The sequence below is a fragment of the Micromonospora sp. GCM10011542 genome (genome assembly GCF_042650685.1).
Lineage (GTDB): Bacteria > Actinomycetota > Actinomycetes > Mycobacteriales > Micromonosporaceae > Micromonospora.
Genome location: NZ_JBHSBO010000022.1, coordinates 23287 through 36727, shown reverse-complemented (window position 1 = coordinate 36727; position 13441 = coordinate 23287). Strand labels below are relative to the sequence as shown.

The window sequence follows — 13441 nt, the reverse complement described above, 5'->3', positions numbered from 1 at the left end:
CCCATCACCCGGTCCCTGATCGCCTACGACCACTAACCAGGATTAGGACTTACTCGTCTAGGGTCGGGGCGTGACGACTGTGACCAGGTATGGGCCACCCGTCGGGGAGCTGCTGCGCGACTGGCGCCGCACTCGCGGGATGAGTCAGCTCGGCCTGTCGATCGAGGCGGGAGTGTCGACCCGGCATCTGAGCTTCGTGGAGACCGGACGATCCCGGCCGAGTCGGGAACTGATCCTGCGGTTGACGGACCAGCTCGACATTCCGCTGGCTGAGCGCAACAGGGTGCTGCTCGCCGGCGGCTATGCGCCCGCCCACCCCACCCACGAGCTGGGCGACCCGCACCTGGTTCCGATTCGTGCCGCCGTACTGCAGATCCTCGACGGGCACAACCCTTACCCCGCGGTGCTCATCGACCAGCATTGGCATCTCGTCGACGCCAACCCGGCCGTCGCGCTGCTCACCGCTGGCGCCGAACCGCACCTCCTCACCCCACCGGTCAACGTGCTGCGGCTCAGCCTGCACCCCGAGGGCATGGCCCCGCGAATCCTCAACCTGCCGGAGTGGCGCACCCACCTGCTCCACCGGCTGCGTCAACAGGCCGCGAAAAGCAACGACCCGGCCCTGTACGAACTGCACGAGGAGCTTCGCGGCTATCCGGGCGACAACGGCCGTACGGCGCCGGTCGAAGACGCCGCCTCGCGCGTCGTCATCCCACTGCGGTACCGCCATGACGGCCAGGAGCTGTCATTCTTCACGACCACCACCGTCTTCGGCACGCCTCGGGATGTCACCGTCGCCGGGCTGGCTGTCGAGGCCTTCTTTCCCGCTGACGCGGCGACCAGGGACCGGCTTCACACCCTCGGCCGGGCATGAGCCCGCAACGGCAGTCGGGCAGGGCCGCTCCCCAGCGGCCGCACTGCCGTAACCGCCGGGGGCTCCCGGCCCGGGCGCGGGACCGACCGGCGACGGACGGCATTTCGGACGGGTGCCAGATCTGAGCCACGACTACCGGTTCTCGGACCCGGCGGGGCGGGCTCGGACGTGCAGACGCTCCCCCTGCGGCCCGAAGAGGGTCAGCAGTTCGACGGTCCCCGGGCCGGGGTTGAGCACCCGGTGCGGCACCCGGGTGTCGAACTCGGCCGCCTCGCCGGGGGTGAGCGTGAGGTCGTGTTCGCCGAGCAGCAGGCGCAGCCGGCCGGAGAGCACGTACAGCCACTCGTAGCCCTCGTGGGTCTTCAGCGTCAGGTCCCCCGTCCCGGTGTCGGGCGGGATGATCTGCTTGAACGCCTGGAGCCCGCCGGGGCGACGGGTCAGCGGCAGGAACGTCATCCCGTGGCGGACGATCGGCTTGGGGTGCACCCGCGGGTCGCCGGTGGCCGGAGCGTCCACCAGCTCGTCCAGCGGCACCTGGTAGGCCCGGGCCAGCGGGAGCAGCAGTTCCAGGGTGGGCTTGCGACCGCCGGACTCCAGCCGGGACAGGGTGCTCACCGAGATGCCGGTCAACTCGGCGAGCTGGGCCAGGGTGGTGCCGCGCTTCTGCCGCAGCGCGCGCAGTCGCGGACCGACGGTGGCCAGGGCCACACTCTCGTCGTTTGCCATAACAGCAACGATAGTTGCCGCGTTGCCGGTCCCGGTGGATGGTGGGCGCAGCAGACGAGCTAGGGGGGCAACGGTGGACGAGATGTACGACGTGGTGGTGGTAGGCGGCGGCGCCGCCGGGCTGAGCGGGGCGGTGGCGCTGGGCCGGGCCCGGCGGTCGGTTCTGGTGATCGACTCCGGCGAGCCGCGTAACGCGCCGGCCGGGCACGTGCACAACTACCTGGCCCGCGAGGGGACGCCGCCGGCCGAGCTGCTGGCGGCCGGCCGCGCCGAGGTGGCCGGGTACGGCGGGCAGTTCCTGTCCGGGCGGGTGGACGCCGCGACCCGGGACGGCGACGGGTTTCGGCTGAGCCTCGACGGCGGGCGCGAGGTGCGGGCCCGGCGGCTGCTGGTCGCCACCGGGCTGACCGACGAGCTGCCGGACGTGCCCGGGGTGGCCGAGCGGTGGGGCCGTGACGTGCTGCACTGCCCGTACTGCCATGGCTGGGAGGTCCGGGACCGGCGCATCGGCGTGCTGGCCACCGGGCCGCTGGCCCTGCATCAGGCCGAGCTGTGGCGCCAGTGGAGTTCCGACGTGCTGCTCCTGCTGCACGACGCTCCGGCACTGGACGAGGTGGCGGCCGAGCGGCTCGCCGCCCGGGGCGTCGCCGTGGTGCCGGGCCCGGTCGCCGCGCTGGAGGTGACCGGGGACGCGCTCACCGGCGTCCGGCTGGCCTCCGGTCGGGTGGTGGCACTCGACGCGCTGGTGGTGGCGGCCCGACCGGTCCCCCGCGCGGAGATGCTGGTCGGGCTGGGGCTGGCGCCGGAGGAGGTGACGATGGGCGGGCACGTGGTCGGCAGTCAGATCCCGGCCGACGCCACCGGAGCGACGAGCGTGCCGGGCGTCTGGGTGGCCGGCAACGTGGCCGACGTCCGTGGCCAGGTGATCGCGGCGGCTGCCGCCGGCCTCGCCGCCGGTGCGGCGATCAACGCCGACCTGATCGCCGAGGAGACCCGCGCGGCGGTCGACGCGTACCGGCAGATGATCGCCACAGCCTTCGAGGAACCGGCGTGGGAGGAGCGCTACCGCTCCAAGCCGGTCGTGTGGAGCGGCCGGCCCAACCCGCAGCTCGTCGCCGAAGCCGCCGGGCTGACCCCGGGACGGGCGCTGGACGTGGGCAGTGGCGAGGGAGCCGACGCGGTGTGGTTGGCCGAGCGCGGCTGGCGGGTGACCGGGGTGGACATCTCCAGCACGGCGCTGGCCCGGGCCGCCGAGCACGCCGACACCGCCGGCGTCGGTGACCGCATCGAGTGGATGCACGTCGACCTGCGCGACAAGCCACCCGCCGAGGAGGCGTACGACCTGGTGTCCGCGCAGTTCATGCACCTGCCGCCAACGCAGCGGCGGGAGCTGTTCGCCCGGCTGGCCGACGCGGTGGCGCCGGGCGGCACCCTGCTGATCGTCGGACACCACCCGTCGGACCTGTGGACCTCGGCGCACCGGCTGCACATGCCGGACATGATGTACACCGCCGAGGAGGTGGCCGGCTCGCTGGACCCGGCGCGCTGGGAGGTGCTCGTAGCCGAGGCGCGGCCCCGGACGAGCACCGACCCGGAGGGCCGGGAGATCACTCTGCACGACGCGGTGCTGCGCGCCCGGCGCCGCTGAGCACGGGTGCCGGTGGCAGCCCGACCGCCACCGGCGCCGCACATCGATACCGCCATTGCCCGGTCCCGCCGATCGTGGAGTTCGGCGGCGCCCACCGACCACCGCAATCGATCAGGGAGTTGTGGTGGCTCGCGAAAGCGGCGTACCACCTCGTAGCGCCCACCACGCGTTTCATCATCGGCAGGGCGGTGGGCGGCGGGGAGGGCGGGGCTAGGAGGCGCGCGGGCGCGGCGGTAGCGTTGCGCCACATTCACGGCCCGCGGGGCGGTCGACCGCCGGCCCTGACGCCAGGATCCTACGGAGGATGGTGCATGTCCATCGGCGCTGAGCCGCTCGCTGTACGCGACGACGCGACCTCGCGGCCGAGCTTCGAGCTCGCGTTGCGCGGCTACGACAAACGCCAGGTCGATCGGCACTTGGAGCAGCTCGACGCTCAGCTCGCGACGCTGACCGCCGAGCACGGGCGGGCCAGCGCCCGGGTCCGTGAGCTGACCGTCGAGGTGCAGCGACTGCGCACCGAGCTGGCCGAGGTGCGCGAGCGACCGGTGCAGGTGGACCGCGCCTCGTTCCAGGATCTGGGTCCGATGGTCGGGGAGATCCTGACCCTGGCCGAGAAGCAGGCGGCCCTGATCACCGACTCGGCGACCGAGCTGGCGACCGAGCTGCGGACGGAGGCCGAGCGGATCCTCACCGACACCCGCGAGCGCGCCGCGCAGGCGCGACAGGACCTGGCGGAGGAACTCGCCGCCCGGCGCAGCGAGCAGGAGCAGGCGCACGAGGAGCGGCGGGCCGCGGCCGAGGCCGAGCTGACCGCGATCCGGGAGCACGCCGAGCAGCTGCGCGCCGAGGGCGAGGCCGCGCACGAGCGGGCACAGCACGAGGCGAAACGGATCACCGAGCAGAGCGCGCAGCAGCTCAACCAGACCCGGGTCGCCGCCGACGCGCTGATGAAATCGGCCCGGACCCAGATCCAGCAGGAGCTCCAGGCGGCCCGGGCCAAGAGCCAGCAGGAGCTGGCGCAATGGCAGGCCGGGGTGGAGCGCGAGGTCAACGACCGACGCACCGCCGCCGAGCAGGAGATCGCCGAGCAGCGCGCGACGGCGGAGCGGGAGCTGGCCGCGCAGCGCAGCACCACCGAGCAGCAGATCGCGGCGCTGCTGGCCGAGGCGCAGCAGCACGTGACCGAGCTGCGGAACCGGGCCGACGAGCAGGCCGCGGTCCACCAGGAGCAGCTCGCCGCGGTGCAGCAGGAGATTGAGGAACGCCGGCAGGAGTCGGCCCAGCTCCACTCCGAGCTGGAGACCGCCCGGCAGCAGCTCGCCGAGGTGCAGCAGGAGGGCGAGACCCTGGAGAACGAGCTGTCCCGGATGCAGCAGCGCCTCGGCGAGGTCCGCCGGGATCTCACCGCCGAGAGCGCCCGGCTGGAGGAGGCCCGCCGGGCTGGCGACTCCGCCGAGCGGCACGCCAAGGACGTCCGCGCCCGCGTGCAGCGGGAGGCGAAGCGGGTGGCCGACCTGGCCGCCGCCGCGGTGATGGCCGCGGCCGCCGGTGGGACGGAGACCGCCGAGTACCCGATGGTGGGTGCCCGGTCCGGCGCCGACCGCAACGGCACCGACCGGCCCGGTGCCGATCGCAGCGTCACCGATCGCAGCATCGTCGAGCGCAGTGCCGTCGAGCCTCCCCGAGGTGAGCGGCACAGCGCCGACCACTCCGACGGTGAGCGGCACAGCGCTGACCATTCCAGCGGTGACCGGCACGGAGCGGACCACTCCGGCGGTGACCGGTCCGGCGGACTAGCTGCCGCGGACGATCCGGGCACGTCCGCCGAGGACTCCGCGGTTCCGGCCGGGCACAGCGCCGACAACGACCACACCGCCGGTCCGGCCGACCACACCGCCGGCCCCGCCGGCACCACCGGCGAGCCGGCACCGGTGCCGTTCCGGGCCTTCGGGGAGCCGGTCGCCGGAAGTGGTGCCGCCCGCGGCTGACCCGGTCGCCCGGACGGGCGGCGGATCTACGCCGAACCACCCGGATGCCGCCTCCGAAGCTGACAGGCTGGCTGGGCCGCCGCGTACCGCCGGCGGCCACCGGCCGGGTCCGCCGGCGGAAGGGAGCGCCTGGTGACTGACCAACCCGAGGAGTTCGACCTGCTCGTGGTCGGCGGCGGAAAGGCCGGCAAGACGTTGAGCATGGACGCCGCCCGCTCCGGGCGTCGGGTGGCCATGGTCGAACGCAGCATGATCGGCGGTAGCTGCATCAACGTCGCCTGCATCCCGACCAAGGCGCTGGTGACCAGCGCGCGGGCGGCCCGTCAGCTCCGCCACGCGGCCGCGCTCGGCGTGGCGGTCGAGGGCGGCCGGGTGGATCTCGACCTGCTGCGCGCCCACAAGGAGGACGTGGTCGAGGGCATGGTCGCCGCCAACCGGCAGCAGTTCCTCGAATCCGGCCTGCACCTGGTGATGGGCGAGGCCCGGTTCGTCGGCCCGCGCACCGTGCGGGTGTCGCTGGCCGACGGCGACGAACGGCTCCTGCGTGGCAGCGACATGGTCATCAACCTGGGCACCCGCCCGTACCTGCCCTCGGTGCCCGGCCTGGCGGAGGCCGAGGTGCTGACCAGCGACACCCTGCTGCACCTGCAACGACTACCGGCCCGGCTGGTGGTGCTGGGCGGCGGCACCGTCGGGGTGGAGTTCGCGCAGATGTTCGCGTTCTTCGGCAGCGCGGTGACGGTGATCGAGGGTGGCCCCCGGCTGCTCGCCCGGGAGGATCCCGACGTCGGCGACGCGGTGACCCGGATCTTCCAGGACGACGGGATCGACGTGCGTACCGGCGTGACGGTCGCCCGGGTCGACCGCGACGCCGACGGCACGGTCCGGGTGACGCTCGACGACGGCAGCCTGCTGACCGGTGACGACCTGCTCGTGGCGGTCGGCCGGGCGCCGGTGACCGACGGGCTGGGCCTGGACGTCGCTGGCGTACGGCTGAACGACCGCGGCTTCATCCTGGTGGACGAGTACCTGCGGACCACCGCCGAGCGCACCTGGGCGGCCGGGGACGTCGCCGGCACCCCGCAGTTCACCCACGCCTCCCTCGACGACTACCGGATCATTCGGGCCAACCTGGCGGGCGAGCAGCGCAGCACGGCCGGGCGGCTCATCCCGTACACCGTCTTCACCACCCCGGAGCTGGCCCGGGTCGGCCTCACCGAGACCGAGGCCCGCGAAGCGGGGTACGACGTGCTGGTGGCGCACCTGCCGGTCGCGGCGATCCCCCGCGCCCGTACGCTTCGCCAGACCGAGGGCCGGTGGAAGGCGGTGATCGACGCCGACACCGACCGGATCCTCGGTGTCGCACTGCTGGGCGCCGAGTCGGGCGAGGTGATCACCGCGGTGCAGTTGGCCATGCTCGCTGGCATGCCGTGGACCACCTTGCGGGACGCCATCATCACCCACCCGACCATGACGGAGGGGCTGAACCTGCTCTTCGCCTCGCTGCAGCCCCGCCCGGTCCGCTAGACCGCGATCTCGGCGCGTACGCGCTGCTGGAAGGCGCGTGCCTGCGGGCCGGTGGGCGGCGGACCGCCGTGCCGGGCGGCCACCGAGCGGCGGATCACCTCGGCCGGGTCGCCGGCGTCGATCAGCCGTTGGCCGGCTGCGACCTTGGACAGCCAGACTCCGTCGCGGTGGCGCACCAGGGACCGGCAGGCGCCGAGGACCGCGTCCTCCGCACCCGGGGCGGGCCCGTCGTCCGGCGGCGTGGGCAGGGCCAGCCACCAGGTGAGGGCCTCGATCAGCAGGCGGCGCAGGTCGGCTGGCGCCGGATCGGCGAAGACCTGCCCCGCCGGCGGGCCGAGCAGTGCGTACCCGCTCTGGTGCAGGATGCTGCGGTCCAGCGCGTACCAGAAGCGGCCGTCGGCCGCCGGTCGGTCCGCCGGGTCGAGGGTGCACCGGAAGGGCATGGTGGCCCCGGTGTTCAGCTCCACCTCGAATCCGGGCTCCGGGGTGCCGGAGGCGGCCACCGCGCGCCGGTAGACGACCAGTTCCAGCCCGCGCGCCGGGCAGGGCAGCGCCTCGTGCCGCAGCCGCGCCACGAGCGCCCGCTTCGCGGCCTCGGACAGGGGCCCGGCGCTGACCAGGGCCACGTCCACGTCGCTGCGGCCGGGTTGGTAGGCGCCCAGGCCGACCGAGCCGGCCGCGTACGCGCCCACCAGGTCGGCGCCGAGCACGGCCCGGGCCGAGTCGACCAGGTCGTCGAGGTAGCGCCGCAGGTCCGAGTCCACGGTCCCATCTTCGCCCGCCCTCGGCGCCGGCCCGGAGCCGGGGTGTCAGCCGGCGTAGAGCAGGAGCAGCCCGGCGACGGTGTAGGCGACCATCAGCGCCAGCAACGGCAGTTGCCCGGCCACCGCGCGGGCCCGGGGGAACAGGTACAGCGCGCGGTCGTGGGCGAGCAACGTGCCGAGCAGGTGCCCGACGATGATCAAGGTGATCTGCAGGGTGGCCACCCCGGAGGGGGTGACCAGGCCGGTGTGTGGCTGCCAACCGGCGGTGCCGAGCCAGTCGGCGCCGGTGTCCAGCGGGTCGGAGTACAGCGCGATGGTGCGCTGGCCCTCCAGGATGAGCAGCGAGTAGTAGTGCGCGACGAGGTACCCGACGGCGATGGGCACGATCGAGTGCGCCAACTCGGCCGGCAGTCGGCGTACCGGCACGGGTTCGGCAGCGGTGCGTCCGATCCGGGCGGCGGCCCCGGTGGCGGCGAGGTAGGCCAGGGCGACGGCGGCGATCACCAGGAGCAGCCCGGCGGTGCCGGTGACCGCCGGCGGTAGGCCGTTCTCCTGTACGAACCGCAGCCACACCGGGGCGTTGGAGAGGCTGTCGAACATCGTCGAGCCGAGCAGCACCACCACCACGGCGACCAGACCGGGCCGTGGCCGCAGCCCGGCGATGCCGTCGAGCGGGTTGCGCCACACCAGGACGCCGTCGGCGGCCCGGCCGATCGGGGCGAGGCGGCCGACGAGTGCGCTGTGCACCTCGAACGGGTCGGCCCGGTCGAACCAGGTCGACCCGAACAGCGCGGCCCCGGCCAGCATCAGCAGCGCGTACCCGGTGAGCCAGGCGGTGATGACCGGCAGGGTGGCCCGGTCGGGCGCGACCAGCTCCAGCCACACGAACGCGAAGAGGGCGACCGCCGCCGGCCACAGCCCGAGCCTGGGCGGCAGCGTCCGCACTCCGCGCGCGGGGTCGCGTCGCAGCGCCAGGCTGACCAGCAGGTACGCCGTCCGCAGCGGGTTGACCAGCCGCCAGACCGGGCCCAGCAGCAGCGACGCGGGCACCAGGCCCACCCAGAGCAGCACGTAGAGCGCACCGGCCGTCGGGTTGTCCGCGGTGTCCGGTGCGCCGAGCAGGCCCAGGCAGAACCAGCCGGCGACGAGCAGGCCGAGGCCGCGCAGCACCCACCGCAGCGCGGGCGCGTCGACGATCCGGGCCAGCAGGTCCGGCACCGGTCGCCCGCCCGTGGCGTCGCGGTCCAGGCGCGGCTCGCGCCAGAGCAGGCCGAGCGCGAGGAAGGTGACGACCAGGGTGAGGGCCGCGGCCACGACGAGCTGGGTCAGCGAGATCGGCAGGTCCTGTCGGCCGCCGACGCCGTGCGCCAGCACCGCCGGCGTGGTCACCATCGGCCGGTCAGCGGACGACGAGCTGGAACAGCACCAGCTCCGTCTCGTGCGTCTCCACCTCGAACAGCCCGGTGCGGTCGGCCCGGAACTCCACCGTTCCGGGCTCGCCGGCCGGCAGCCGGGCGCCCAGCTCGTAGCCGTGCACGTGCAGCTCGTCGGCGACGTCGGAGGTGACGGTGATCCGGACCAACTGGCCCTTGCCGACTTCGACCCGGCCGGTGGGTGGGTCGACGCGCTTCCTGGTCACGGTGACGACGATGTCCCGGTCCACCGGCGGTGTGGCGGCCGACGTCGGTGCGCCCGACGGGGACGTGGTGGCCGGCGCGGTGGCCGGCGCTGTCGACGTGGTCGGCGCGGTGGTGACCGCGGGCCGGTCGGAATCCTGCCCGCAGCCGGACAGCAGCAGGCCGGTCAGCAGGCCGGCGGCGAGGAGACGACGGGAGCGGGGGCCGGGGGGACGCACGGGCACAGGCTGACTCCGAACGACGCGAGGGGGGTGGTGTCGATCCGACCGTCGGGGAGGTGAACTTTACGTCTTGTTCCGCGACAGGGGAATGACCATCATGAACGGATGCGATCGGCGCCGGTCACTGCCCGTCACGTCCTGACCCGAACCGCCATGGCGTTGGCCGCGGCGCTGACGGCCACCCTGCTGCTGCCGGCCGCTCCGGCGTCCGCACACGGGCAGTTGGCCACCTCCACACCGCTGACCGGCACCGTGGTCCGGGAGCCGATGCCGTAGATCGGGCTGTACTTCACCGAGAAACCGGCCTCCAACGCCCACTTCACACTGACCGGCCCGGGTGGCTCCCGGGTGGACAACGGATGGTCCTATGGCGAGCCAACGCGACTGGACAAGCCGGTCCAGGAGTACTTCATGGTCGACGGCGTCTTCGAGCCGCGGCTCTACCACACCGGCTTCCCGGCGGTCGTGTCCGTCGCGCACTGGCCCGCCAAGGGCCGGTACACCGCCAGCTACCTGTCGGTGGCCTCCGACGGCGAGCCGGTACGCGGCGAGGTGACCTTCGACTACCAGGGGCCGACCACCGCCGCGCCGGCCGGGTGGGCGGCACCCACCGACGGGCCGGCGCCCACCCTGCTCGCCCTGGTCGACGGCGCCACCCCGTCGGCCTCCGCCGCCGCGGGCGTGACCGACGCCCGGACGGTCACCCCCGCCGCCGCCACCCCGGCCGTCAACGCCGAGCGGCGGCTTCCGCCCTGGGTCGTACCCGTCCTCGTGGTCGCGGTCGTCGGTGCGATCGTGGTCGTGGCGGCCCGACGCACGCCCGCACCCGGGCGAGGTGGCACCGCACGGCGGCCCGGCGGCGCGCGGCCCGGTGGCGTGGCCGGCCGCGAGGTCCGGCGGGGCCGACGCTAGGACCTGCCCGCCCCCGGTGATCGACCCGTGCGGAGGGTCGACCTCGCACCACCGCCTCGGATCATTCCGGCGTTCGGTCACCAATGCCGCGAACTTTCGCACGGATGCGAGGAACTTTTGATACATCGATGCAAAGCCATGGACACAGTTATCGAAACAACTTAATGTCTCGGTCCATCACTCCGGTCTTTCCGAACCGTCACTCGTCGGCGTCGAGGACGTTTCGGAACCGGGCCGGCGGCCACCGCCTCCCACCACTGTTTCGCGCCGGCCGTCGGACACTCCTATCCCCGTTGGAGGAACGATGGGCACACGGCTGCTGCGCCGATTCCGCAGTCCTGTCCTGGCAACGCTCATCCTCACCCTGGCCGCCACCGGCCTCTGGGCCTCTCCGGCCACCGCGGCACCGGAGCAGGAACCGGGCGTCACGCTGCGCGTCTTCGACGTGCAGGTGCCGCTCTCCGAGATCTGCGCGCTCAAGCCCGCGCAGACCCCGAACGTGGACAAGCTCATGTCCACGATCAACTGGACGTCGACGGCCGACTTCGGCTTCGACAACTACTTCGTCTCGCAGGTGCTCGGCAACATCACCGCCACCCAGGCCGGCAGCTACGCGTTCCGGCTGAGCAGCGACGACGGATCCAAGCTGACCATCGACAACACCGTGGTGATCAACCACGACGGCCTGCACGGCGCGACGCCGCCCAAGGAGGGCACGGTAACCCTCACCGCCGGGCTGCACCCGCTGCGCATCGACCACTTCGAGCGCGACGGCGGGCAGCAGATCACCCTGGAGTGGAAGACGCCCGGCTCGTCGTCGTTCGTCGTCGTGCCGAACTCGGCGCTCAGCACCGACGCCGGAGTGGTCCGGGTGACCGCGCCGGGCAAGAAGGAGTGCGAGGGGGTCACCGACTCCCCCGGCGACGGCCTGCCGCTCAACGCCGTGCACCCCGGGTACACGCTGACCAACCTGCGGCCCAGCGGCTTCCAACCGAAGGTCACCGGCATGGACTGGTTGGCCGACGGCCGCCTGGTCATCAGCACCTGGGGCGGCAGCGACCAGTCCGGCACCTCGCAGGACGGTGAGGTGTACATCCTCACCAACACCGGCGGCTCGACCGGACCCGGCAGTGTGACCACCAAGAAGATCGCCGGCGGCCTCAAGGAGCCGATGGGCCTCAAGATCGTGGACGGCGTCGTCTACGTCTCGGAGAAGCAGCGGCTCACCAGACTGGTCGACACCACCGGCGACGAGGTGGCCGACCAGCTCCAGACGGTGGCCACCTGGCCGTACGGGGGCAGGTTCCACGAGTTCGCGTTCGGCCTGCTCTACGACGCCGGCTTCTTCTACCTGAACCTGTCGGTGTCGATCGACTACGGCGGCGCCACCAGCAACCCGCAGCCCGCGTCGAACCGCGGCACCACCATCAAGGTCAGCAAGGACACCGGCGCGGTCTCCTACATCGCCGGTGGCCTGCGCACCCCGCACGGCATCGGCTGGGGCCCCGAGAACGGCATCTTCGTCACCGACAACCAGGGTGGCTGGCTGCCCTCGTCGAAGCTGGTGCACATCAAGCAGGGCCGGTTCTTCAACCACTACATGAACCCGTCCGGTCCGTTCGACGCCAACCCGGTCACCCCGCCGGTGCTGTGGATGCCGCAGAACGAGATCGCCAACTCCCCCAGCACGCCGAAATATCTGACCGCGGGCCGCTACGCCGGGCAGTTCGTCATCGGTGACGTGACCTACGGCGGTCTGCAGCGGGCCTACGTGGAGAAGGTCAACGGCGAGTACCAGGGCGCGCTGTTCCGGCTCACCCAGGGCCTGGAGGCGGGCGTCTCCGAGGTCAACGTCGGCCCGGACGGGGCGATCTACGTCGGCGGCCTCGGCGCGGGCGGCAACTGGGGCCAGTCCGGCAAGCTGAGCTACGGCCTGCAGAAGCTCACCCCGAACAGCACGAGCGCCTTCGAGATGCAGGCCATGCGGGCCACCGCCGCCGGCTTCGAGGTGGAGTACACCCAGCCGGTCTCCGCGGAGACCGCCGCGAACCTGGCCGCGCACTACAAGGTCAAGCAGTGGCGGTACGTGCCGACCGCCAGTTACGGCGGCCCGAAGGTCGACGAGGAGACGCTGACCGTCACCTCGGCCACCCTCTCCGCGGACGGCAAGAAGGTCACCCTCGCCGTGGACGGCCGCAAGGCCGGGCGGGTCGTCTACCTTCGCTCGCCACGCCCGTTCACCTCGACCAGCGGCCAGTCACTGTGGAGCACCGAGGCCTGGTACACGCTCAACGCCATCCCCGGCAGCACCCCGCCGCCGAACGGCACCAACCTGGCGCTGAACAAGCCGGCCACCGCGGACAGCTCCTGCTCGACCAGCGAGGGCCCGGCCCAGGCCGTCAACGGCAGCGTGTCCGGCGGCAACAGCGACAAGTGGTGCTCGAAGGGCACCAACAAGTACCTCCAGGTGGACCTCGGGGCCAGCTACGCGGTCAACCGGGTGGTGGTCAAGCACGCCGGCGCCGGCGGCGAGAACGCCGCCTGGAACACCCGGGACTTCACCCTCGCGTCCAGCGCCGACGGCACCACCTGGACCAACCGGGCCACGGTGACCGGCAACACGGCCAGCACCACGACCCACGACGTCACCGCGCCCGGCACGCGCCACGTCCGCCTGGCGATCACCGCACCGACCAGCACCACCGATCCGGCCGCGCGCATCTACGAGCTCGAGGTGTACGGGACCGCAGGTGGCGGATCGGGCACCATCACCGGCGTCGGCGGCAAGTGTCTCGACGTCAACAACGCGGGCACCGCCGACGGCACGAAGATCCAGCTCTGGACCTGCAACGGCAGCGGCGCGCAGTCGTGGAGCCGGGTCGGTGACACCTACCGGGCGCTGGGCAAGTGCCTGGACGTGTCCGCCGGCGGCACGGCCGACGGCACGAAGGTGCAGCTGTGGACCTGCAACGGCACCGGGTCGCAGGTCTGGCAGCCGCAGGCCGATGGCTCGATCCGCAACCCGCAGTCGGGCAAGGTCATGGAGGCCGCGGGCGCCGGCACCGCCGACGGCACGCAGATCCAGATCGGCACGTACGCCGGTGGCGCCCACCAGAAGTGGGTGGTCAACGCCGGATGACCGCC

At 72.9% G+C, this 13441-nt stretch carries 10 protein-coding genes and 1 pseudogene; 7 read left to right on the top strand and 4 right to left on the bottom strand.

From position 1 onward, the window contains the following. Nucleotides 1-70 precede the first annotated feature (70 nt). Nucleotides 71-874, top strand: a complete 804-nt coding sequence (locus tag ACFOW4_RS07340) for a helix-turn-helix domain-containing protein (RefSeq protein WP_377525665.1) — start codon at nucleotides 71-73, stop codon at nucleotides 872-874. Nucleotides 875-1006: 132 nt separating this feature from the next. Here the strand turns inward: ACFOW4_RS07340 and ACFOW4_RS07335 are convergent, their stop codons facing one another. Beyond that, complete coding sequence (locus ACFOW4_RS07335; RefSeq protein ID WP_377525664.1) at nucleotides 1007-1600, bottom strand: helix-turn-helix domain-containing protein; 594 nt, start codon at nucleotides 1598-1600, stop codon at nucleotides 1007-1009. 82 nt (nucleotides 1601-1682) lie between these two features. Between ACFOW4_RS07335 and ACFOW4_RS07330 the strand changes: the two genes are divergently transcribed. The 3 genes and pseudogenes from ACFOW4_RS07330 (at nucleotide 1683) to ACFOW4_RS07320 (ending at nucleotide 6763) form a co-directional block, all read left to right on the top strand. Then, a complete protein-coding gene (locus tag ACFOW4_RS07330; protein WP_377525668.1) occupies nucleotides 1683-3248 on the top strand; it encodes an FAD-dependent oxidoreductase in 1566 nt (521 codons plus the stop codon). A gap of 311 nt (nucleotides 3249-3559) precedes the next feature. Then, nucleotides 3560-5045, top strand: a pseudogene (locus ACFOW4_RS07325) (hypothetical protein). A 323-nt stretch (nucleotides 5046-5368) separates the two neighbouring features. Next, complete coding sequence (locus ACFOW4_RS07320) at nucleotides 5369-6763, top strand: dihydrolipoyl dehydrogenase family protein (RefSeq protein WP_377525662.1); 1395 nt, start codon at nucleotides 5369-5371, stop codon at nucleotides 6761-6763. On the opposite strand, the gene ACFOW4_RS07315 is transcribed toward ACFOW4_RS07320, so the two are convergent. The 3 genes from ACFOW4_RS07315 to ACFOW4_RS07305 are packed head-to-tail and all read right to left on the bottom strand — an operon-like array spanning nucleotide 6760 to nucleotide 9382. Continuing rightward, the gene (locus ACFOW4_RS07315) at nucleotides 6760-7527 is read right to left on the bottom strand and encodes a nucleotidyltransferase domain-containing protein (RefSeq protein WP_377525661.1); all 768 of its coding nucleotides are present in this window, start codon (nucleotides 7525-7527) and stop codon (nucleotides 6760-6762) included. The two genes, ACFOW4_RS07320 and ACFOW4_RS07315, sit on opposite strands and share 4 nt — an antisense overlap. 45 nt (nucleotides 7528-7572) lie before the next feature. Next, on the bottom strand, nucleotides 7573-8919 hold the full coding sequence (locus tag ACFOW4_RS07310; RefSeq protein WP_377525660.1) for a hypothetical protein: 1347 nt from the start codon (nucleotides 8917-8919) through the stop codon (nucleotides 7573-7575). A gap of 7 nt (nucleotides 8920-8926) precedes the next feature. Next, nucleotides 8927-9382 (bottom strand): hypothetical protein, encoded by a 456-nt coding sequence (locus ACFOW4_RS07305; protein WP_377525658.1) that lies wholly within the window; start codon nucleotides 9380-9382, stop codon nucleotides 8927-8929. A gap of 108 nt (nucleotides 9383-9490) precedes the next feature. Here ACFOW4_RS07305 and ACFOW4_RS07300 point away from each other — a divergent pair, with 108 nt between their 5' ends. From ACFOW4_RS07300 to ACFOW4_RS07290, 3 genes are all read left to right on the top strand, one after another. Next, nucleotides 9491-9661: a hypothetical protein gene (locus ACFOW4_RS07300; RefSeq protein WP_377525657.1), complete on the top strand. Its 171-nt coding sequence runs from the start codon at nucleotides 9491-9493 to the stop codon at nucleotides 9659-9661. After that, nucleotides 9662-10297 (top strand): hypothetical protein, encoded by a 636-nt coding sequence (locus tag ACFOW4_RS07295; protein ID WP_377525667.1) that lies wholly within the window; start codon nucleotides 9662-9664, stop codon nucleotides 10295-10297. It begins immediately after the preceding gene. Between the two features lie 304 nt (nucleotides 10298-10601). Then, the gene (locus ACFOW4_RS07290) at nucleotides 10602-13436 is read left to right on the top strand and encodes a ricin-type beta-trefoil lectin domain protein (RefSeq protein ID WP_377525655.1); all 2835 of its coding nucleotides are present in this window, start codon (nucleotides 10602-10604) and stop codon (nucleotides 13434-13436) included. Nucleotides 13437-13441: the final 5 nt, after the last annotated feature.